General features: G+C 58.1%; 16 protein-coding genes and 1 pseudogene. 5 read left to right on the top strand and 12 right to left on the bottom strand.

Annotation, left to right across the window (positions count from 1 at the left end; genetic code table 11):
* Positions 1–28: 28 nt before the first annotated feature.
* Positions 29–1,159 carry a glycosyltransferase family 1 protein gene (locus tag BBBR_RS01925; protein ID WP_003828318.1) on the bottom strand — a complete coding sequence of 377 codons (1,131 nt, stop codon included), beginning with the start codon at positions 1,157–1,159 and terminating at the stop codon, positions 29–31.
* A 220-nt stretch (positions 1,160–1,379) separates the two neighbouring features.
* Here BBBR_RS01925 and BBBR_RS01920 point away from each other — a divergent pair, with 220 nt between their 5' ends.
* A complete protein-coding gene (locus BBBR_RS01920; RefSeq protein ID WP_025299570.1) occupies positions 1,380–2,486 on the top strand; it encodes an IS30 family transposase in 1,107 nt (368 codons plus the stop codon).
* Between the two features lie 118 nt (positions 2,487–2,604).
* Here BBBR_RS01920 and BBBR_RS01915 read toward each other — a convergent pair whose 3' ends face one another.
* Complete coding sequence (locus tag BBBR_RS01915; protein WP_003828316.1) at positions 2,605–3,978, bottom strand: hypothetical protein; 1,374 nt, start codon at positions 3,976–3,978, stop codon at positions 2,605–2,607.
* Between the two features lie 115 nt (positions 3,979–4,093).
* Positions 4,094–4,699, bottom strand: a complete 606-nt coding sequence (locus tag BBBR_RS01910; protein ID WP_032738145.1) for an arsenate-mycothiol transferase ArsC — start codon at positions 4,697–4,699, stop codon at positions 4,094–4,096.
* Between the two features lie 251 nt (positions 4,700–4,950).
* Between BBBR_RS01910 and BBBR_RS01905 the strand changes: the two genes are divergently transcribed.
* Complete coding sequence (locus BBBR_RS01905) at positions 4,951–6,672, top strand: sugar transferase (protein ID WP_003828314.1); 1,722 nt, start codon at positions 4,951–4,953, stop codon at positions 6,670–6,672.
* Positions 6,673–6,790: 118 nt separating this feature from the next.
* On the opposite strand, the gene BBBR_RS01900 is transcribed toward BBBR_RS01905, so the two are convergent.
* Positions 6,791–8,632 carry a DUF4012 domain-containing protein gene (locus tag BBBR_RS01900; RefSeq protein WP_080543802.1) on the bottom strand — a complete coding sequence of 614 codons (1,842 nt, stop codon included), beginning with the start codon at positions 8,630–8,632 and terminating at the stop codon, positions 6,791–6,793.
* 301 nt (positions 8,633–8,933) lie between these two features.
* Here BBBR_RS01900 and BBBR_RS01895 point away from each other — a divergent pair, with 301 nt between their 5' ends.
* Complete coding sequence (locus BBBR_RS01895) at positions 8,934–10,532, top strand: MDR family MFS transporter (RefSeq protein ID WP_003828312.1); 1,599 nt, start codon at positions 8,934–8,936, stop codon at positions 10,530–10,532.
* Between the two features lie 40 nt (positions 10,533–10,572).
* On the opposite strand, the gene BBBR_RS01890 is transcribed toward BBBR_RS01895, so the two are convergent.
* Positions 10,573–11,898: an Nramp family divalent metal transporter gene (locus BBBR_RS01890; protein ID WP_015438447.1), complete on the bottom strand. Its 1,326-nt coding sequence runs from the start codon at positions 11,896–11,898 to the stop codon at positions 10,573–10,575.
* Positions 11,899–12,110: 212 nt separating this feature from the next.
* Between BBBR_RS01890 and BBBR_RS11230 the strand changes: the two are divergent.
* Positions 12,111–12,308, top strand: a pseudogene (locus BBBR_RS11230) (hypothetical protein); the annotation flags it as partial.
* A gap of 10 nt (positions 12,309–12,318) precedes the next feature.
* On the opposite strand, the gene BBBR_RS01885 reads toward BBBR_RS11230, so the two are convergent.
* The 7 genes from BBBR_RS01885 to BBBR_RS01855 all read right to left on the bottom strand — a co-directional run bounded on the left by BBBR_RS01885 (position 12,319) and on the right by BBBR_RS01855 (position 20,666).
* The gene (locus BBBR_RS01885) at positions 12,319–13,077 is read right to left on the bottom strand and encodes an HNH endonuclease family protein (RefSeq protein WP_032738143.1); all 759 of its coding nucleotides are present in this window, start codon (positions 13,075–13,077) and stop codon (positions 12,319–12,321) included.
* Positions 13,077–13,625 (bottom strand): aldo/keto reductase, encoded by a 549-nt coding sequence (locus BBBR_RS01880; RefSeq protein ID WP_003828308.1) that lies wholly within the window; start codon positions 13,623–13,625, stop codon positions 13,077–13,079. The genes BBBR_RS01885 and BBBR_RS01880 overlap by 1 nt, the downstream gene beginning before the upstream one ends.
* 59 nt (positions 13,626–13,684) lie before the next feature.
* The gene (locus BBBR_RS01875; protein ID WP_003828307.1) at positions 13,685–14,740 is read right to left on the bottom strand and encodes a LacI family DNA-binding transcriptional regulator; all 1,056 of its coding nucleotides are present in this window, start codon (positions 14,738–14,740) and stop codon (positions 13,685–13,687) included.
* 42 nt (positions 14,741–14,782) lie between these two features.
* A complete protein-coding gene (locus tag BBBR_RS01870) occupies positions 14,783–16,915 on the bottom strand; it encodes a beta-galactosidase (protein WP_003828306.1) in 2,133 nt (710 codons plus the stop codon).
* Positions 16,916–17,082: 167 nt separating this feature from the next.
* Entirely contained in the window at positions 17,083–18,081 is a 999-nt protein-coding gene (locus BBBR_RS01865; protein WP_003828491.1) for a carbohydrate ABC transporter permease, read from the bottom strand.
* A 52-nt stretch (positions 18,082–18,133) separates the two neighbouring features.
* Positions 18,134–19,081, bottom strand: coding sequence for a carbohydrate ABC transporter permease (locus BBBR_RS01860; RefSeq protein WP_047928357.1), 948 nt, complete (start codon positions 19,079–19,081; stop codon positions 18,134–18,136).
* A gap of 235 nt (positions 19,082–19,316) precedes the next feature.
* Entirely contained in the window at positions 19,317–20,666 is a 1,350-nt protein-coding gene (locus BBBR_RS01855) for an ABC transporter substrate-binding protein (RefSeq protein ID WP_003828303.1), read from the bottom strand.
* A 685-nt stretch (positions 20,667–21,351) separates the two neighbouring features.
* Between BBBR_RS01855 and BBBR_RS01845 the strand changes: the two genes are divergently transcribed.
* The gene (locus BBBR_RS01845; RefSeq protein ID WP_225851412.1) at positions 21,352–21,681 is read left to right on the top strand and encodes an MFS transporter; all 330 of its coding nucleotides are present in this window, start codon (positions 21,352–21,354) and stop codon (positions 21,679–21,681) included.
* Positions 21,682–21,780 lie beyond the last annotated feature (99 nt).

Below are 21,780 nucleotides of genomic sequence, written 5' to 3'. Positions count from 1 at the left end.
CTCAAATTCAAGTGTCCCCTATTTTATGTCAAGAATGTCTCACACTACTATCGACGAGTTGAGTATACCATTCACCAAGTTGTTGTGCGCTGTCTTTGATATCGTACCCGGCATGGCATATGGCGTTTTTTTCATCACTTCGTTTGGCTACGGGTGACATTTCTGCAAGTTCAACTGCCCATGCATCGGTTTTATCCAATGGAAAGAATTTAACGAGACCAGGGATAATGCTCGCCTCCCTCGGAACATAATTGGATGCGATCACCGGTAATCCTGACGCTTGTGCTTCTATAGAGACCATACCCAGCCCTTCATAGGTGGAGGGGAAAGCAAGCACATCGAGCGCTTGATACAAGCTACTAATATCGTTACGTACACCCAGCATGCGTACCGAACGTTCGAGTCCAAGTTCATGAATCCGTGCCTGCACTTGCTTCATCATGTCGCCATCGCCCGCGAGAGCAAGGACAGCATTTGGATGACACTCGAGTACCTGTTTGAACACATCAAGCGTGAACAATTGGTTCTTCTGGAAGCACATACGCCCCACTTGACCGATGAGCAGTTGATTGTCAGCAACACCCAACTCGGCACGTTTAGCGGCTCGCACCATAGGATTGAAACGGAATATCTCGGGCTCAATAGCGTTACGAATAATCCTGACCTTGCCGGCGGCATCAAGCTTTTCGCCGAATAGCCACTGAGCCGTGTAATGCGAGCAAGCTGCATAATGTGTGGGATATACCTTCGCAAACGGACGCAAAGCCATCTTCACTGCGGTCTTCGTGTACTCACGCGGATTACTGGTCGAGTGACTGTGCGCAATACGTACCGGTACGCCCGCTCTCTTAGCGGCACCTAACGGGAATACACTCAATGCATTCATATGCGAATGTACAATCGTCGGCTTGAGATCGCAAAACAACTGCTCGCATGCATTTATGTATGCAGACAGATGCTTATAGGAAGGTATCGTGAATACTCGGCCACCGAGTGCTTTGATCTCATCCTCAGGAACCACCGTGGAGTCATTCTGTACGATGAAATCAAACTGGATACGGCTACGGTCGATATGACGATAATGATTCATGACGGTGGCTTCCACGCCGCCGCCCATCATTCTGCCGACAACTTGTGCTACACGAATCAGTTCAGACATAACGGTACCTAATTGCAGTTAACCAAACATAACCGCACTGATCCGCCAATCCATAGTTGCTCCGGCTCACAGCTCCGCACGCCCTCCATCTCGACTAAACTTAGTAGTAGTGTACTACTTATCTTCTATTTTCCGGGGGATCCCGGGTTCTAGATAGAAGCGCAACACCCGCTCTATGGTTGGAAGGGTTCAGGTTCTAACTGGAGAAGGTGTTGCGCCCATGACGAAAGTGTATTCCCACCTGTCGGGCGAGGAGCAGGTCCGGATCGACGAGTTGAGGAACCGCGAGGGGCTCGGCGTGTGCCAGATCGCATTGAGGATCGGCCGCGACAAGTCCACGGTCAGCCGCGAGCCGGGACGCGGCCTGTGGGTCGCGTCCGACGAGAACGGGTCCTACCGCCCCTACCGGCCGAAACGGCTGAAGGCGGGCGCGTGGACGTCCCGCCCGTTCTACTCGGCCATGACCGCGCAGAGGAAGGCCGAGACGCGTGCGCGCGAATCCCGCAGGCCCATGCGCATGTCCTACTCCCCGTTGCTCGCATGGGTGATGGACGCGCTCAGGAAGGGGTGGACGCCGGAAAGGATCGAGGGGCGGCTGAAGGTCGAATGGCCCGACGACCCGCGCATGCGGATAAGCCACGAATGCCTCCACCGGTGGATCCACGCGAAACCGCAGAGGGCGTTGGACCTCAGGCGGTACCTGCCTCGCGGCAAGCGGCACCGCACGCGTTCGAAGGGCAGGAGGGCGAGGGGACCGCGCATCCCGATGCGCGTGCCGATCACGGACCGGCCGAAGAAGGTAGACTCGCGCCATGAGTTCGGCCACTTCGAATCCGACACCGTGGTCGGCGCGTCCCCGTCCAAGCGGTGCATCGACACGCAGGTCGAACGCAAGAGCCGCAGGCTGTTCGCCCGGTTCATCCCCGACAAGGGCGCGCCGGCCACGGCGCGCGCCGAATACGACATCCACAAGGACATCCCCGCGCCCGCGCGCATCGACCGCACCTGGGACAACGGCACGGAGTCCTCCTGCCACCTGCTCGTGGACGAGGCCCTCGGCATGCTCACCTACTATGCGGACCCGTACTCCTCACACCAGAGGGGCAGCAACGAGAACCGCAACGGGCGCATCCGCCGCTACCTGCCCAAGAGAACCAGCTTCGACGACCTGACGGACGAGGACCTGCAGGCCATCGTCCAGGAGATCAACGACACCCCCATGAAGGTCCTGGACTGGGAAACGCCCAACGAGGTTTGGTACCGCGAGCTCGGCAAGATAATGTCAAAGACAAGCCACCCAAAGACGAGTGTTGCACTTACAAATTGAATCCGGGAATGAGGCTATTCTTCACACGAGCAAGAATAACTTCGAGTAAACCGCCGAAATAAGCCAATGCACAATCACCATGATCGGAATACTCCAAATATATGAGTCATCAGAATTCTCATTTTGATTTAAGCCTTGGCACGGCAGCCACTGCCCATAGGAGTAGTGGAAGGGCATAAAAGGCATATCCTTCGAACTGCACATACAGGTATATGGTCAACAGCAGCCAGCAGACAGTGGTCTTGTTCCAGGCATGGTTATGGCTAATCCACCACAGCACTAGTACCACGAGAATTACAGAAGCAATCAGGCCGAACTCCACGAAAAAGCTGGTGTAGGCGCTCATCGTGAACATGTTTGCTGGTGTCACTTGTGCGTACCAGCCCTTCGGTGCCGAAGCGTTCAGGCCCAGACGTTCCAGAGACCGCACTGCGGCATCGGCACCCTGATGGGTGGCATCGGATAGATTGCCTGCGCCATAGCCGAGCAACAACTGCTTTGGATGCTTCAATGCACCCGCACCTGGTCCCAGTGACTGCCATAAACGGGCATAGAACGAACCGTCACCGTCAAAGCCAAGCTCGGCTATGGAGCTCAACCGATGGTTCACTGCCACGCTGCATGCGCCGAGACCGACCGTGACCACCAGTTCCCCGAACGCCACAAGCCGGCCGCGCCACGTGTGCCAACTGTTCATCTCGATAATCACAAACACCAACGCGATAATCGAGTCAAGAATGATGCGCACGCCTGCACCCATGAGCACCGAGCCTGCAGCGAATACCATGATAAGGACGCGCAGTTGGTTTGCACGCTTGTGGTCACGACCACGCACCAGCCAAATCAGCGGCAGCAGCACACCGAACAGGTGCATACCTATATAGCTCGGTTCTGCGAACAGAAACTGCGGGCGGCCACCGCCCCAATGCGAAGTGCTGCTGATGTACTGGCGGCTCATCAGATGAATGAAGAAGTTCTTTACGGAAGTCCAATCAAACATGATTGACAACCGCTGCACCACGCCGACTGCGAAGGCGAACCAATATACGAGAATCAGCAGATCCAACATGCGCCGCCAAGACAAGCGCTTGATACGTAATGCCATGTCCAACGCACACAGGCAGGCGAGAGCCCCAGCCACGCCGGCCAGCGACACCAGCGCCGGAAGCCGATGGAATGCTACCAGACACCAATCCACTGCAGACAGCGCGATTAACAGCACCGGAAACAGGAAGAATGCGCGGAAACGGTGCCAAACCTGCGGCAGCAAACGCCAGTTCGCTACCGCATATGCCATAAACAACCACGGAGAAAGCGGTGTCCAAAACGGCATGTATGGGCCTGCTACTGTGCCGTCAATCGGCAGCATGGCGAGCGCCGCATAGAACAAAAAATCTGAGGAATCGACCAATATCGGTCGATCATTATCAAACGAGACGCCGGCTTTCCCGAAATCCGCCTCGGCGATGCCGGCAATATTAGAATCAGTCACTCATTACTCCCACTGTCATCACCCAACAGCATGCCACTGTAACGGACAAATCGTATCGGGAGATGAAACCGGCGTGAGAATGACGTGAATACTTACGTCTTACGTCAGCTTGATGTCAGACCGTGTAAGCATACTGCCGCGTGATTTGAGGGCGCACCGGAGCTTCCTCAACGCGGTAGTGCTTGCGCATGCTGGTCAGGATGGTGCGCAGCGCCTTGTTCGTCTGCTCTGCTGCGGTACGGAACTTTGCGTATTCCTTGCCGTGCGGATCTTCAATATCCTCAGGCTCGGGAAGCATAGGCCGAATAATGGACGAGGAGTTGATCACTGACTGCAAGCGTTCCTGAATGGTCAAGCCCTTGACCAGTCCATTGCGCGCGCAGTACTCACACATGTTCGCAAAGTCGTCCAGCAGGAACGTGTATTTCACAGCAGTGGGAGCCAACGTGACAATGTCTTTACGCTGATCCTTTTCAAAGCACAGGATCAGATCAGCGGACTTTGCCATCGGCTGCGTCAGGCGTCGAGAACGGAACCCACTCGGTTCGATTCCTACGCTTTCCATAAGCAGGGCGCTGTTGGGATCAATCTGATGCATGGGCAAACCATGCGTACCCGCGCTGGAAACCTGCACCGTGGTGCCAGAGAGGTAGCGAGTGAGCAATAGCTCACCCATAGGAGAACGACAAATATTGCCGGTGCAGACGAACATAATGTGCATGGGCTCAGTCCTTCTTCATACTTACAACGCTACCTTGCGAACCTGCGTACAAACCACTAGCGTCCCATTCTAGTCCGATACGTCGGACTGCGGCCAATCCGCGTCCGCCCACCACCACTTCATCTTCACATGAATATTACAAGGGATTCACTTTTTGGGCGGATTTTGCTATAGGGGGGGGGTGGCATTCGTGCTAGGGTGGGCGAGAGTAAGAGAAAGGAATGAATGTTCCTTGCGGTTTTTGGGGAACGATGGAGGAAGAATTCAGTATCATGCCGAAGGACAGAGGCACAGCAGCAGAGTCGCAGGCAACAAGCACCGCGACCATGGCAATGCCCAAAGTACGGGTGAGCGGGAGCCGGGCCTTGGCTTCGTTCTCCCCCGTTGCCGAATGTGACATTGCGCCGACATTCTTTGACGGCACCTACTTCTCCTCTACACCGGACGGCAGCTCCACACATAACGACACCACGAACATACGTCCATTGATGGGCCATTCTGTGCCGAAGTGGCGATATCTCTATAACACGACCTTGGTCGTGCTTGATCTGCTGATGACCATTGTGTCCACGTACATCGTGTTCCTGCTCCGACCTTTCGCTTATACCTATGTGCAGAGCATTGGCCCCGGCGAATACGGCGTTTTTAGCTTCCTGCTGTTGACCTGCGTATCGTGGCTCATCAGTCTGTATTCCGCACGCTCCTATGAACGGCACACCATGGGTGAGGGCTATGCCCTGTACGCCAAGCTGTTGAACGCTGCGTTCATCGATTTCATTATGCTGTGCACGTTGGGGTACCTGTTCCACCTCAATCTTCCCCGGTCGTTGAATGTGTTCATTCCGCTGGTTTCACTGGTATTGGTTATTATCGAGCGTTGGATTATGCGCCGCGCGCTGCACCGCAACCGCATGAATGGCGAATTCAACTACCCGACTGTGGTTATTGGGTCTCCGGAAGGTATCCACCGGACGGTCGAACAATTGCGCCAGTGCCGTGGCCTCGGCTACGCGCCAATTGCGGTGTGCCCAGTGGCTTCAGTCAAGAACGAGGATGACCCGGATTCGGCGCAGCATTTGGTGTCGGTGCCCTTCACTCCTGCCAACGATGCTGAGGCACGACTGAAGGTGTTGCCACTCAACTCGCATTTGCCGCAAACCGCGAAGCGTATGAAGGCACGTACCGTATTGGTCGCTGATGTACTTACCCGTGATTCTGAGACCATGCGTACATTGTCCCTGGCCGTGGAATCCATGGGCATTGAATTGGCCCTCACTACCTCTGTGGCTGATTTGAGCGGCGCTGACCTGCATTTCCGCAACGATCCGACGATGCCAGTAGTCACTGCACGACTGACGCAGTACTCAACCGTTACCCGCATCCTCAAGCGTGTGTGCGATATCGTGCTTTCCGGTATCGCCATTATCTTGAGCTCGCCCATCATGCTATGGGTGGCATACAAGGTCAAGCGGGAAGACGGCGGCCCTGTGTTCTATTCGCAGACGCGCATCGGCATCTACGGCAAGCCGTTCACCATGTACAAGTTCCGTTCCATGCGTACTGACGCCGACGAAATCAAGGCGAAATTGGCTAAGGAACGCGGTATTGAGGATCGTTTTATCTTCAAGCTTAAGGACGATCCACGCGTGACCAAGATTGGTCATTTCATTCGTAAGACGTCGCTGGACGAATTCCCGCAGTTCTTTAACATGTTCAAGGGCGATATGAGCTTGGTTGGTCCTCGCCCGCCGCTGCCTGAAGAAGTCGCGCGATATGACATGCTGTACTCCACACGACTGCTGGTTAAGCCTGGTATTACTGGACCGTGGCAGATTTCCGGACGCAGTGATTTGACTCAGGAGCAGTCGGAGTATGCGGATGTGTCGTATATTCAGGACTGGTCTATTACGGGGGACATCGTGATTCTGTTGAAGACTGTGGTGGCAGTGTTTAAGGGGACTGGATCGTACTGAGTTTTCTTTGGGAATGTTGAAATGTTGAGAGGGCGTCAGCTTTTTGCTGACGCCCTCTTAGTCTGGTCTTTTCCCTCAGTCAGTCTGCGGCTGACAGCTCCCTCATCAGAGGCTCGCTTTACTTGTTGATGGAGCAGACGGCGGTGTCGGTGATGACGCCGGGATCAGTCCATCCCATTGGAGTTTGGTCAATGGTGAGGTCGGAGACAGCCTTGGTGGATGTGGTCACGTCGAAGGAATAGGTGACGGATTCGCCGGGAGCTATCTTGGCGATGCTCGCATATACAGTTTTGCCGTTCATCGTTTCCTGTCGGCTGCCGGTCACCGTGGCACCGGATGTGTTTAGATTTGTGAGACTACCACCAGCCGGAGCATAAATCAGCGTCTTTTCGATGCCGTAAGTCTTTGGCTGGTTCGCCTGATTTACACCGATGATGTAATCCGGCAGGGAAGCAATTTCTTCGGCAGTCAACGTATTAGTCATCGTGTATTCCACATGATATGTCTGGGAACCGTCGCTGTTGCAGTCAGAGCGAGTGATCTTCGAGGTGCGGTGAATATACCAGCCCATCTTTGAAGCGTTTTGCTCGGTGACGTATACGCCCACTTGCGGGTTTTCCTCGCTGTTTGGCGTCTGTGCGGTGAAGCCTGCATCGCTGATGGACTTCTCGACCGTTTCGTCAAAGGCATACATGGAGAAGTGGCGGCCTTCGGACATGCTGCCCATCGCCTGTGCCACCTTGGTAAGCTTCGTCAAATCCAAGTTGGAGAACATGCTGCCGACAGTCTGCTCAGCTACCTGAGCGAAGTAAGCGTCGGTCTCGGCGATTGGATAATCGACATATACCTTGTTCAACAAGAACTTGGCGGTGTTATCTCCAGTGAGCACACGACCATCGGAAAGGGTGATGTTGCCGTTAATCTTCACCAGCTCTTGCAGGAACACTGGATCGACCATAAGCACACCATCCAGCTGGGTACCACTCCCCCACGGTGTGCGCTGCCAAATGGCACGCATGCCTTCGGCACTGCGCGAGGTATCAGGATAGACGGCCAGGTCTCGCAGGTCGAATGACATCTGCAGTGGCCCCCACTGGTTGAAGATACGACGTTCATCATCTGTCGGATCACCAGCACCATAATTAACATACTCACCATTCGAGCGGAAATCGCCAATGTTGATCTTGCCGTTGTCGGTAGTTACCACACCCACAGAACCAATCAGGCCACCGGACGAACGCTCCTCCGAAGTGGTCATAGCCATCAACGCATACGTGCGCGGCTGATCGGAGCCAAGGAAGTCCGGTAGAATCTGGAACGTGCCGGACAGCTGATTGACTTTGTCCGCCATCTTGGTCAGCTGCGTATTGCCGGTGGCATAGGCGTTCTTCACCATGCCAATATGGGCCTTCGGCAGCTGCTGATACTTCTGCACCTGCTGCTGCAGTGACTGGTTCGCGGTGGCAATATTCTTCTGGGCTTCCAGAATCGGCCGCAGATTCAGCTGACCGTCGCCTGAGCTGAGCTGTGTGCTCTTCAGCGTGGAAAGCACGTCCATGAACTGCGGCACCGAATCACTGACCAGCGAATCCACCACCGAAGTCATGCCCTGCACAGTGGTGATGTCGTCGCCGTACACCGGTGCCTTCGAAGCGATGTTCCACAGCGTACCGTGTGCAATCTCGTTCGCAGCCGAGGTCTCGGTCTTTGCCTGGCTGATCTGCTGGCTCACCGTATCGAGGTTGTCGAGGTTACTGAGGTCGGTTACACCGCCCAGCAGCTGCATCGCCTGTTCCTCATGCGCCTTTACCTGCTTGGCTTCGGAATACAGCTTCAAACCGAAGAATCCGCTCACGCCTAGCAGCACCACAAGTAGCGCCAGGATCAACACCACCCACGGCCAGATGCGGTGCCTTCTGCGTGGAATACTTGTTGCGTGACTTGCCCTATGAACGCTCATACTAACTCCCAAACTGATCTTATTGACTTGTAACCTCTTGCAATACCCAACCGCCTATTATGCCCCGGTCTTGTGCACAAAGCGTGTTCGCCCCCGCTTCTGCACATATTCCGAACCGACTGGACCACCCCTGGGTATAGCGTATTGGGGTGCTTTGAGAGGCTGCTCGGCCAAGCACGCGAAGACGACGGTCGCCGAATACACCGAATACGCATTGATATGCGAGGCGCATATATCACTGAACAGATACGCCACCGACACCGCCAAGGCAACAGGCCGGGCAACAGAAGTGGGGTAGTGCGTGACTGGAGCTCAGGGAATCAAGAATCGTCGCGGCGAATTGCAGCGGGTACTGAGCCGTGAGGAATCATACGTGGACGGTAAACTGAGCCGCGCGGCATTTATTTCCATCGCAATCCTGACCTTTATTACCTTTGTCGGTAATTTCACGCAGCTGCAACTGAGCTCGGCGCTGCCGATCATCGTTTCCGAATTCCACATCTCCGTAACCACCGGGCAGTGGCTCACCTCCGTGTTCCAGCTGGTCATGGGCGTGATGGTGCCGTTGACCGCGTTTCTGACCCGGCGCTTCTCCACCCGCCAGATCGTGATTTGCTCAATGGCGGTGTTCACGGTCGGATCGCTGATGGCCTGGGTCGGGCCGAGCTTCATCTGGGTGCTGCTCGGGCGCGTGCTTGAGGCCGCGGGCACGGGCGTGATGTGGCCAGTGCTGCAAATCACCGTGTTTTCCATTTATCCTCTGTCTCGCCGCGGATTCGCGATGGGCACGGTGGGCATGGCCATGAGTGTGGCGCCGGCCATCGGCCCCACGCTGGGCGGCTGGCAAACCGATGCGAACGGCTGGCGTTCCATCTTTCTGACTATGACCGTGATCGGCGTAATCTCGCTCGTGGCGGCCATGTTCGGACTACATAATTTCGGCTCGCATGACCCGTCGGCCCGCGCGGATTTCTTCTCGGTAAGCCTGTCCGTAATCGGTTTTGGCGGGCTGATGTTCGGCTTCACCAATTCGGAGACCTATGGATTTGCGGCACCGGTCACGTGGGGACCGATGGTTGTGGGACTGGTCGGCATCGTGTGGTTTGTGATGCGCAACCTGCGTCACGGTCGGCGGTATCGCGAAGCCAAGGCGGCGCAGTCGGCCGCGGAGCCGACCGCACTCCCCCAGCCTCCGCTGCTGGATCTTGAAGTGCTGAAGAATCGGTCCTTTACCGTCGGCACCATCACGGCATCTCTGGCGTTCTTTGCGTTCAGCTCGATTCTGGTCATCATGCCGCTGTATATCCAGACCGACCGTGGCTATTCGGCCACCATGAGCGGCCTGATTATGCTGCCGGGTGCCCTCGGCCAGTGCGTTTCCCAGTTCTTCGGCGGGCGGGCGATGGACCGTTTTGGCGCGCGACCAGTGGCGCTGTGCGGCTCGATTGTGCAGACCGTCGGTACGCTCGGCATGTCTTTGGTGTCTATGGATACATGGATTTGGTGGGTGTCGATTTGCCAGTTCACGCGTCAGATCGGCATGGGATTCCTGCTTATGCCGATTACCACATGGTCGCTGAACTGCTTGAACGGACCGGATGAGGTGTCTGCAGGATCGTCGGTCACGAACACCGCGCGGCAGATCGCAGGTGCCGTGGGTGCACCTGTGTTGGTGATTCTTATGGAGACGTTTGCCGCATGGAGGCATCAAGCGGGAGCCTCGGCCGTTGCGGCTTCCATCTTCGGCATCCAGTGGGCGCTGCGCTTCTCTGCACTGCTGTGCTTCGCGATGGTGCTTATGGTGCTTTTCGGCGTCAAGGGCGACGGTGCCGGACGTACGCGTGACATTATTTCCTTGCGTGCGCTGCGCGAACGCCGCGCACGGCGTATGGCTCGGTAAGCTGCTCGCTCCCGCTGGCGGGAGCCAGCTCATCAGCTTCTTACGCCCGTCCCATCAATGTCAGGACGATGAGCAGCACGTTGAGGGTCACAATCAGCGCCACCACAATCAGGAAGATGATGTGCTTAATCGTGCCATCAGCCCATTTGCCCATGAGTTCCTTGCTGTGCGTATAGCGCATGAGCGGGATCACGGCAAACGGAATGCCGATGGAAAGCACCACCTGACCAATCACCAGTGCCTCCGTAGGGTCCTTGGCGAACCACAACACAATCAGAGCCGGCACCAGCGTGACCACACGGCAGGCCCACATCGGGGCGTTGACGTGCAACAGGCCGTGCATGATCTCCGATCCGGCATAGGTGCCGACCGACGTGGAGCTTAACGACGAAGCCAGCAGGCCGATGGAGAAAATCATGCCAATCACCGGGCCGAGCACCTGCGCAATCGCCCGCTGAGCGCCATCGATGGAATCCGTGCCTGACATGCCATGCAGGGAGTTGGCGGCAAGCACCAGCATGGCCAGATTCACCGTGCCGGCCAGCAACAACGCCCAAGCCACATCAATCTTCGAGCCTTTGAGCTGACGCTCGACCGATGGCTTCTCGCCGCCCGCGTAATGGTCGTTCACCAGCGTGGAGTGCAGGTAGATGGCATGCGGCATCACCGTAGCACCCAGAATCGAAGCGGCCATCAACACCGAATCCGTACCCTTAAAGCGCGGAATCAGCCCCTTGGCCACTTCGACGGGATTCGGCGGGGCCACGAACAGACCCGCGATAAAGCCGAACGTGATAACCAGCAGCATCACGATGATGATGCGCTCGAATGTGGTTTGCGATTTGCCGCCTTGGAACCACAACATCACAGTGGAGACCGCACCGATGACCAGGCCGCCGAGGAACATCGGCAGACCGAAAAGCAGATTCAGCGCGATGGCGCCGCCAATCACCTCCGCCAAATCGGTGGCGATGGCGATGACCTCGGCCTGCATGAAGAACATGAACCGGCCGGCGTCGCTCATACGTTCGCCCAGCAACTCGGGCAGGGATTTATTGGTCACAATACCGAGCTTGGCGGACTGGTATTGGATGAGCACGCTCATAGCGTTGGCGAGCACCAGCACCCATACCAGCAGGTAGCCGTAGCGTGCGCCGGACGTGATGTTGGCGGCCACGTTGCCTGGATCCACATAAGCCACAGCGGCCACGAACGCGGGCCCCAAAATGCTAGCGAGCGCATGGCCATGAGGATTTTCCTTGTTGTTCGCCTCATCGCTGGCGATTCGGCGTTCCTTCTCGATTTCCGACGTTTCCTGCTCAATGTCTGCCGCAGTGGCGCTTGCTGCCGTGTGTGGTGCTGTCATATCGTCTTCCCCTATTTCCTTCATACCGCGCCCAGTTATAGCGCAGGCATGTTTCGGGTGTCAATACACAAACGATTTGCGGACAATTGGCGAATGATGAGTCAGTCAACAGAGGATACGCCGTTTATCTCACTCATGAAATATGCTACGTCACCAGAAACTCGCTCATGAAAGTGCAGAATCGCAGTAATTGCAGTAAACACATGTTTACTACTGCCAAATCTATGCGAACGTTGATCTCTTCTGACTCGTATCCGGAGATTCAGTTTGGCATGAAATTATCTGCAGGCAATATCGTCAGTAGTGAACATGTGTTTACTGCACCTTACTTCGCCACATTTCTCTTGCGACGACTGCTACGAGCATTTGACGAGGGGCACGCTCCTCTACTGGATAATCCCTCGAGATAGCCTCTTCCTCCTAATCCGCTGGCACGGCTTGGCCGGGGCAGGTGTGGAGGACGGCGAGCATGGCGTCCTTTTCTTGGGATGTGACGGTGAGTTGGTACTTGTCTTTGACGCCAATTTGGCGTGCCACGTAGTCACAGCGGTATTCGCTGTTGGTGGGCAGCCAGTAAGCGGCGGAGGCTGAGCCTTTCTCCTGGTTGGCGGGGCCATTCACGGCGAGCAGATTATAAGGGTCATTGCCAAACTCGTGACGTTTGGTTGCGGGCCACTTGTTGGCACCGGACTGCCATGCATTTTCGAGCGCTACCACATGGTCGATCTGCACTTTGGCGCTGGTGGTGCGGCCGCGCACGAAGTTGATGGTTTGCCCGGTATAAGGGTCATCCAATGTGCCGGACACCACCACACAGGAACCAGCGTATTTGTATTTGACGTCGGTCAGGTCGCGGGCAAGTACATCATCGCGGGCGTCGCAACCGTTACCGTCGGTATCGACGGAACGGAATGCAAAGGAATCGCGGTCGTAGCCGTGTGCGCTCTGGTTGTCATCCACGGTAAGCTTGTTCAACGTGTCAGCGGCGGAACCGGTGGCGGTGTATCCGCCGGTGAGCTTGGCTGCATCAGGATTGACTCGCGGCAGCAGCAGGCCGACCGTAATGCCAATGACCGCCGCAATGACAATGAGCATAAGCACACGCTCCAGTGGCCCGGAGGCGTTGAAGCGGCGGCTGAAGTGAGCGCTGGAACGGTAAGGACGACGGTGCGGAGGCATCAGGCGTAGGTGAAGGTGAGGGGGTCATGACCGGCGCGGGTCGGACCGTCAAGAGCATCGATGGCTGCATGTTCTTCGGCGGTGAGCTCGAAGCCGAACAGGTCGAGGTTTTCCTTCTGGCGCGCTGCGTGCACGGACTTCGGAATGATGATGGTGCCGTTTTCGATGTGCCAGCGCAGAATCACCCGGGCTGGGCTGACCCCATGCGCGGCGGCGATCTTCTCGATAGTGCCGTTGCCGGCGTTGAGGTCGGCGCCACGGGCCATCGGCGAGTAAGCCTCCACGGCGATGCCATGTTCCTTGCAAAAGGCCACCACTTCGCGCTGCTGCCACGTGGGGTGCAGCTCGATCTGGTTGACGGCCGGCCATGCGCCGGTCTCCTCGTGCAGACGCTTCAGGTCGGCGGGCATGAAGTTGCACACGCCGAGCGTGCGGGCCAGGCCCTCGTCGTCGATACGTAGCACGCCGAGACCGACCTGCGGAATGGACTGGCCGTCTTTCAAGGCGATGTCCGGCACGTTGGCGGGGTTGATGCGTCCGTCGGCCATGGCTTGTGATGCTCCTTTATTGCTGCGACTACACGCCACTGTACACGGAGAGGCGCATGTCAGCGTGTGGAGGCGCGGGCGATGACTTGGGATTCGGTGGTGAGCAGTTCGGGCTTGGTGATGCTGCCGTCGATGCGTCCGAGGATGCGATTCACTGCCGTGGGAGCCGTCCAGTCAAGGCGGGAATCCATGGTGGTCAGCGGAATCTGCAGGTAGGGGGCTTCCTCGTTGTTATCGAAGCCGATGACCTGCACCTGCGCGGGCACCTCATAACCAGCGGTGCGCAGAGCGGTCAATGCGCCGATGGCCAACTGATCGTTCAGGGCGATCACACCGTCGAACGGCACGCCGGAATCAATGAGCCGCTGGGTCACACGGGCACCGGCTCCGATGGTCCAATCCTGATCAGTGTTGCCAATCAGCTGCGGATCCAAGGAGAGCCCACGCCTGTGGGTCTCTTCGATGATGCCGCGCAGACGCAGCTGCGCGTTGCCTTCTACGGCATTCAGCAATGCATCTTCGTCGTAAACGTCACGGGCACCGATCACTGCAAGTCTGGTGGAACCGCGCTCATACAGGTAGCCTGCGGCCATGGCGGCTGCGGATACATCGTCTGGGGTCACGTGATCCACAATGCCCCACGTGGTACGCGCGCCAACGATGACCAGCGGAAAATCAACCTTCAGATCATCGGGCGAAATGTTTTCCACCTCGCTCATGGAAAGGATCATGCCATCGGACACCGTGGAGTTGAACTTCTTCAGCAGATCGCGCGCGCCTTTCGCGGAGCCTTCCGCATACGTGGTGACGTATACGGAATAGTTGCGCTGGCGGGCGGCCTCGATGGTGCGGTTGGCCAACTCGGCCAGATATGGCGGAATCAGCGAAGGCACGGCAAGGGTGATGAAACCGGTGTGATTGCGGTTGAGGTTGCGGGCAGCCACATTGACTCGGTAGTCGAGGTCCTTAATGACCGACTCGACCTTGGCACGGGTCTCATCGGTCATACGCCCGGAGCCATTGATCACGTTCGACGCAGTTTTGAGCGATACACCGGCGGCCTGAGCGACATCGCGTAGCGTCGCTCGACGCTTGGCTGTTTTCTCGTCGCTCATGCCGCGCTCCTCTATCCGGACAACATTGCCATTCTAGCCGGTTTAGCAGGACGTTTTAGCGATAAGAATGGCGTTGCGGTTCAGCGTATATCCAACGGCGTCAGTCTCGCAACGGTGGACGATGATGGGATCACCTTCCACACCGTTGATGGCGACGGGCTGGTTTGAGCGGTTGAGGTAGAAATCGAAGCGGGTGGAGCCGTCTGCGGATCGGCGGATGGTGTGCAGGATGCGGGGATCTGTGGTGGGATAGGTTGGAGTTTGACCACCCTCAGTCGGCTGCGCCGACAGCTCCCGCCAGCGGGAGCCAAGTGCTTTGAGCAGCTGGGCAATGTCGTGACGGTTAAGGTCGCAGCCCACGTAGATGGCGGTACCGTTGCCATAGGGGTGGCTGGTGATGGCGGGGGTGCGCTCCAGCTCCCAGTCGGCGGCGGACTCACCTGTGTAAGAGGCGAGCACTGTGGTGTCCGCGGCTACGGAAGTCACGTCGTTCTGCCACAGGCGGGTCGTCAGACCGTTGGACAGGCTAATTTCGCTGGGCTCGCCTTCGGCTTCTTCACCGAGGATGTTGAATTCTTCGCTGCGGATGCCGAGCATGTCGCGTAGGAGGCCATTGCCGGCACCTGGGTATCCGCCGAGCCCGATGTGGAAGTACTCGTCGACCAGGCCAGTGGCGTAGCCGACGATGACGGTTCCGCCGGCCTTCGCGAAGTCGGCGATACGGCGAACGTCTTCGTCGGACAGGCTGAGCACGGTGGGCAGCACGATGGTTTTGTAGTCAGTCCAGTCGTAGGCGAGCGGCACCACGTCCGCGCGCAGCCCGGCATCCAGGAAGCCGCGGTACCAGTCGCGAACGTCGTGCCAATGGTTGAGTTTCATGCTGGGCAGGGTTTCGGAGCGTGTGGCCCATTCGGATTCCGCGCTGAACAGGATCGCCGTGCCGGCACGCTCGAGCTCAGTGCCCTGCAGCCCGGCGTCGGAGAGGGTCTTCAGCGCCTTGCCGAGCTCGCATACGCCGCGGAAGACCTTCGTGTCGGCGCCCGCGTGGGGCAGCATGGCGGAGTGGAACGCCTCGGCGCCGGACACGGACTGCCGCCATTGGAAGAAGCAGATGGCGTCGGCGCCCATGGCCACGTGGGCCAGGGAGTCGCGCATAAGTTCGCCGGCCCGTTTGCGCGCGTTGAGCGGCTTCCACTGCACGGCTGAGGTGGAGTGCTCCATCACGTACCACGGCTTGCCCAGCGCGAGGGAGTCCATGAGCGCGTCCGAGCAGGCGAGCTCGTCCAAGTGGGATTCGCCTTCATGGAAGTAGTGGTCGTTGGACACGAAGTCCACCTCGCCGGCCCATTTGGCGTAGTCCATGACGCACTGGTCGGTGGAGACCATGAAGTTCGTGGTGAACGGCTTGCCGGGGCAGATCTGCTCGATAGCGTCACGTTCGGCCTTGTAGAAGTCGAGCAGCATGTCGTTGCCGAACCGCTCATAGTCGAGCTGCTGCGGCGGGTTGACCATGGCATCGCCGCCCATGTGACGCGGCAGCAACACCTCGTCGAAACTGTTCACGTGCTGCGACCAGAAGGCCGTGCCCCACGCCTCGTTCAACGCGTCGATGGTACCGTACTTGGCCTCGCACCACGTGCGGAACGCGGCCAAGGCGTTGTCGGAGTAGTCGTAGCGGTTGTTCCAGCCGTATTCGTTGCCCATGTGCCAGGCGGTCACATACGGGTTGTCCTTGTAGCGTTCAGCAAGTTTGCGGCACAGGCGCAGCGCGTATTCCTTGAACACCGGGCTTGTGGGCCGCCACGACTGGCGTGAGCCCGCGTTGACGATATGACCATACCGGTCTACCGGCAGCACCTCTGGATGGGATTCGTACAGCCACAGCGGCGCGGTGGCGGTAGCGGAGGCCAAGTCCACGGCGATGCCGGCTTTGCCGAGCCTGTCGATCACATGGTCGAGCCACTCGAACGTGAACGCGCCCTCGACCGGCTCGATCTTGTCCCAGCTGAAGATTGCCAGCGATACGACGTTCACGCCGGCCTCACCCATGAGACGGATATCCTCGTCCAACGTCTCCTCGGGCCACTGGTCCGGGTTGTAGTCGCCGCCGAACGCGATGCCGCGGCCGGATTCCGTCAGCAGGGACGGCCACCTAAATGCTCTACGAGTAGTCATATTAATCAAATCCTTTATTGTATCGGCTCATGGCCGGTGCTGTGTTTGCCGGTTTTGGGCTTTGGCTCCCCTCAGTCTCACTGCGTTCGACAGCTCTCCTCAGAGAGGGAAGCCAAGACCCCATTTCTCCAGCTCCCCTCTCTGAGGAGAGTCAGAGGGAGTAGCAACTACTCCTTGACGGCGCCTGCGGCGAGGCCGGACTGCCAGTACTTCTGCAGGCACAGGAACGCGATGACCAGCGGGATGATCGTGATCAGGGAGCCGGTGATCACCAGGTTCTGGATGGCCTGGCCGCCCGCGGTCGAGGCCTGGTCCTTCCACTGGTTCAGACCGATGGTCAGCGGGTACCAGTCGGCGTCCTTCAACATGATCAACGGCAGGAAGTAGTTGTTCCACGTCGCCACGATCGTGAACAGGGCGGTCGTCACGATACCGGGGGCCAGAAGGGGCAGGCTGATGGTCCAGAACGTGCGGAACTCGGACGCGCCGTCCACGCGGGCGGCCTCCAGGAGCTCGGTGGGCACGGCCTGCTCGCTGAAGATCCACATCAGGTACAGGCCGAACGGGGAGATCAGCGACGGGATGATCATGGCCCACGGGGTGTTGGTCAGGCCCAGCTTGGCGAACAGGAGGAACTGCGGCACGGCCAGGGCGATGCCCGGCACGGAGATCGAGCCGATGATCACGGCGAACACGGCCTTGCGGCCCGGGAAGCGGAACTTGGCCAGCGCGTAGCCGCCCATGATGGCCAGGAGGGTGGCGCCGCCGGCGCCGACGACCACGTAGAGCAGGGTGTTGACCAGCCAGCGGCCGAAGATGCCGCCCTGGTAGGTGAACACCGTGACGATGTTGTCCCACAGGGCGAAGCTCTTGCCGAAGCCGAGGCCGAACGTGGAGGTGAAGTCGGCCTGGGTCTTGGTGGCGTTGATCACCAGGTACACGAACGGGAACAGGCAGTACACGGCGAAGATCGCGCACAGCACGGTCATCAGGGTCGAACGGCGCGGGTTGCTCACGTTCGCGAAACCGGCCCTGGCGCTGCGCCTGCGCTCGGCCGCCTCATCGGCGGCGATGCGCTTCTGGCGTTCCTTCTCGGCCTTCCTGGCGGCCTTCTCCTGCGCCTTCAGTTCGGCGTCAGTCAGACGGGTAGATGCTGCGGCACTCATCACGCACGCTCCTTCACAATCGAAACCAATCCGGCAATACGGGCGGTCGTCGTCACTTCATCTGCTCCTTCATGCTCTTCAGCTGCACGGCGTAGGCGATGGCCATGGTGATGACGGCCATCACGATGGCCAGAGCGGCCGCGTAATTCGACTGGTTGCCGGAGAAGCTCAGGTTGTACGCGTACATGTTCGGCGTGTAGTACGTGGTGATCGCGTTGCCCGGAACCATGTTCTGCAAGATGCTCGGCTCGTTGAACAGCTGGAAGCTGCCGATGATCGAGAAGATCACCGTGATGGCCAGCGAGCCCTTCAGCTCGGGCAGCTTGATGGACTTGACGATCTGCCATTCGGAAGCGCCATCGATGGACGCGGCCTCGTACAGGGAGTGCGGGATGGTGGACAGCGACGAGTAGAAGATCAGCATGTTGTAGCCGGTGAACTCCCACGTGCTGATGTTGCCGATGGAGGCAAGCAGCACGCCCGGCTGCAGCACGTCGACGTTCGTGCCGAAGAAGTCGTTGAACGAGCCCACCAGGCCGTACTTCGCGCCGTACACGAAGCCCCACACCAACGTGGACACCACCGCGGGCACCGCATAGGGCAGGAACGTGCTGATGCGGAAGAACTTGGCGCCGTGCAGCTTCATCGAATCCAGGGCGAGGGCCATGGCAGCCGACAGGAACAGCATGATCGGCACCTGCACGCAGGTGAACAGCGCCACACGACCCACGGACGACCAGAACTGGCCGTCCTGCAGCAACCGCGCGTAGTTCTCGACCCCGACGAACCTCGTGCCGCCGATCATCTGCTTCTTGAAGAAGCTGATGTAGATGGCGTACACAATCGGAATAATGAACACGAACACGAACACCACCGTGAACGGCCACATGAACTTCCATCCACGCCAATCGGCCTTATGCTTGTTGACGCGGGCCTCGGCCGTGTGCAGATCCGCCTCCTCAGGCAGGATTCCCACCGTTGGCTGCGAGGCTGCGGCCATTGTTTGATCGGACATAATCGATTGCTTTCTTGGGATACGGATTGCTGTGCTGCGCCCGCCATCAGGGGGATCGCTCGATTGGAGCGGTCACGTCAGGTGAGGGCATGGGAAAGCGGGGACACTGGGGAGCATCCCCGCTGTGGGAGATCGGGCGGCTAGGCGGAAGGAGAGTGGCCTAGCCGCAGGTTTTGATTGTTGGTCAGTGCCGGATGTACCGGCAATAGATCGGATTGTGTCACTTGACGGTGACGTTGTAGCCCTGCTGCGTGCCTTGCTCGGCCAGCTTCTTGGCGTAGTTCTGGAGTGCTTCCTCCAGGGTGATGTCGCCGGAGTAGGCCTTGGAGACTTCGTCGCCGTAAGTGGTCTGGGCGTACGGGTTGTACGGCAGGTATTGGAACTTCTCGGTCGGGCGCTGAGCCGCGGCGGAAAGGACTTCGTTGACGTTCTGACCGCCGAAGTAGTCGTTGGTCTTCTTGTTGGACTCGGTGGTCGGGTCGGTGAAGGAGTCGGACTTCAGGATCTTCTTCAGGGACGGGAAGGTACCGGTGTCGGCCATGGTCTGAGCGCCCTCGCCATGCGTCATGTACTCAACGAGCTTGTAGGCAGCGGCCTGGTTCTTGGACTGCGAGGTGACGGCAAGTGCGGAGCCACCGTCTTCGGCGGAGACTTCCTTGCCGTCCTCCCACTGCGGCAGCTGGGCGACGCGCCAGTTGCCGGCCTGATCGGGGGCGCCGGTCATGAGGTTGATCGGCATCCAAGCGCCGATGGTCAGGGAGGCGAGGGTGCCATCGTTGAGCTCGCGGTTCCAATCGTCGGACCAGTTCGGGGTCTTGGTGTCCACGAGGTCTTCGTCGATGAGCTTCTGGACGAATTGGATATAGCGCTGCATGCCCTCGTCCTTGGTCATGTTGATAGTGATGTTCTCGCCATCGACCTTCCACGGCTGGGCGCCGGCCTGCCAGATCTGGGCGGTGAAGGGCTGGTAGTCGTTGGACGTGCCGGCAAGGTTGGTGATGTAGGAGCCGATGGCGCGAATCTTCTTGGCGGCCTCGTAGTAGTCGTCCCAAGTCTTGATGGACTCGCCGTCCACGCCGGCCTTGTCGAACACTGCCTTGTTGTAGAAGAACATTTCAGGGCCGGAATCAATCGGTAGAGCGTACGGCTTGTTGTTGTACTGGAGCTTGTTCCACGGGCCGGCGGCGAAGTCGTCGGCGAGCTTGTCGGCACCGAACCGGCTCAGATCCACGAGGCCATCGGTGACGGCGAACTGGGTGACGGTCGGATCTTCGAGCATCACGACATCCGGGGCGCCATTGCCGGCGGCGATGGCGTTGGAGAGCGCGGTGGAGGTCTTCTCGGCGGTGCCGGTGTTGTTGAACTTGACGGTGATGCCGGGGTTGGCCTTCTCGAAGTCAGCGAGGATTTCCTTCATCGAGTTGCCGGAATCCCAGCCCCAGAACACGAGTTCGGCCTTGTCGGCGTCACCCTTGTTGACGCTGTTGTCGTTGCTGCTGCCGCAGGCGGCGAGACCGACGAGCGTGGCCACGGCTGCCGTTGCCGCGATGACCTTCTTGGTGTTGCGCATGTTATCTCCTCCTGGACCATTGGAGTTGGCTTGCGGGTGGTTGGCTTTCTTCCGACTGGCTTCCGGTTTTCGTCCGGTTACTTCTCGGTTATCTTCCGGCTGTCTTTGGCTGCCTTCCGATTGCCAAAAACGAATCGACTGCTGCGTTGGATTTCAATTCGTTTGGCCGCTTGCGAAGTCTCCTCTGGCCACCTTTCCTTGGGGTGTTTTCTTTGGTACACCCATGTACCAATACCTAAGATGATACACCTGTGTACCAATTTGTCAAAATCACCCAACACGCCTGATTTTCTCGCCTTTTCCACGCTTTCCACGTGAGCAAATCTCCAGTCGAACAGCGACTTGTCTCAGAGGCTCTTCTCCCCTCCCCCAACGTGAGTAGGTCCCGACTCTCAGCACACCACCAAATAACGCGTAGCATGCTCGTGAGTCTCCAACACCACACACCACGGCGCGATTCCACCACTCAGCCGCCTCACTAATGCCCACATTTGTAGATATTCAACGCCATATGACAAGAATCTGACCAGTATGAACAGGCACCCCCCATAGCTGTATTGAGAGGAAGAGCACATGGCGGGCCTATTTCAAGCTGCTTCCAAGCAGCGCAATCCCTTGGGAACAACCATACGTACTCACGGATCAGGCAAATATACGTTCGGTCTGGCCTTAAGCGCCGGCCAATATCCGCGGTCTGCCTGCCTTTCCCTATCAGCTCCTCGCGGTATGCGGCATCTTCCTGACCAATGTCATCAACTACATCATCGCCTCCTACGGTTCCAGAAGCTGGGATGTCAACACCGGTTGGCGTTGGATGCTGGGGCTGGGTGCGATTCCGGCCGCCGCGTTCCTGCTCTCCATGGTGCGAGCACCGGAAAGCCCACGATTCCTCATTCAAGCCGGCAGAACCGAAGAGGGATTCGCGGTGCTCGAACACATCATCGGCACCGAACAGGCACGCCTTCGCACTGACGACATATGCATCGGTCAAACTCGAAACCGAAATGTCGCATGAATTTCACGACCTGTTCCGCCCGGGGCTGCGGAAAGCGCTCGTCATCGGCGCTTTGATCAAGGCGTGAATGCTGCGTTGCGTTACTGCATTGCCATGTTG

The organism is Bifidobacterium breve DSM 20213 = JCM 1192 (assembly GCF_001025175.1).
GTDB classification, from domain to species: Bacteria; Actinomycetota; Actinomycetes; order Actinomycetales; family Bifidobacteriaceae; genus Bifidobacterium; species Bifidobacterium breve.
This window is presented reverse-complemented; position numbering and strand designations above follow the sequence as displayed.

What these genes read in the sequence shown, in the direction of transcription:
- BBBR_RS01865 (WP_003828491.1), bottom strand. Translation starts at nt 18,081, where the DNA reads ATGAGTGCCGCAGCATCTACCCGTCTGACTGACGCCGAACTGAAGGCG.
- BBBR_RS01925 (WP_003828318.1), bottom strand. Translation starts at nt 1,159, where the DNA reads ATGTCTGAACTGATTCGTGTAGCACAAGTTGTCGGCAGAATGATGGGC.
- BBBR_RS01860 (WP_047928357.1), bottom strand. Translation starts at nt 19,081, where the DNA reads ATGGCCGCAGCCTCGCAGCCAACGGTGGGAATCCTGCCTGAGGAGGCG.
- BBBR_RS01900 (WP_080543802.1), bottom strand. Translation starts at nt 8,632, where the DNA reads ATGAGCGTTCATAGGGCAAGTCACGCAACAAGTATTCCACGCAGAAGG.
- BBBR_RS01880 (WP_003828308.1), bottom strand. Translation starts at nt 13,625, where the DNA reads ATGGCCGACGGACGCATCAACCCCGCCAACGTGCCGGACATCGCCTTG.
- BBBR_RS01920 (WP_025299570.1), top strand. Translation starts at nt 1,380, where the DNA reads ATGACGAAAGTGTATTCCCACCTGTCGGGCGAGGAGCAGGTCCGGATC.
- BBBR_RS01870 (WP_003828306.1), bottom strand. Translation starts at nt 16,915, where the DNA reads ATGACTACTCGTAGAGCATTTAGGTGGCCGTCCCTGCTGACGGAATCC.
- BBBR_RS01855 (WP_003828303.1), bottom strand. Translation starts at nt 20,666, where the DNA reads ATGCGCAACACCAAGAAGGTCATCGCGGCAACGGCAGCCGTGGCCACG.
- BBBR_RS01910 (WP_032738145.1), bottom strand. Translation starts at nt 4,699, where the DNA reads ATGCACATTATGTTCGTCTGCACCGGCAATATTTGTCGTTCTCCTATG.
- BBBR_RS01875 (WP_003828307.1), bottom strand. Translation starts at nt 14,740, where the DNA reads ATGAGCGACGAGAAAACAGCCAAGCGTCGAGCGACGCTACGCGATGTC.
- BBBR_RS01905 (WP_003828314.1), top strand. Translation starts at nt 4,951, where the DNA reads ATGGAGGAAGAATTCAGTATCATGCCGAAGGACAGAGGCACAGCAGCA.
- BBBR_RS01885 (WP_032738143.1), bottom strand. Translation starts at nt 13,077, where the DNA reads ATGCCTCCGCACCGTCGTCCTTACCGTTCCAGCGCTCACTTCAGCCGC.
- BBBR_RS01890 (WP_015438447.1), bottom strand. Translation starts at nt 11,898, where the DNA reads ATGACAGCACCACACACGGCAGCAAGCGCCACTGCGGCAGACATTGAG.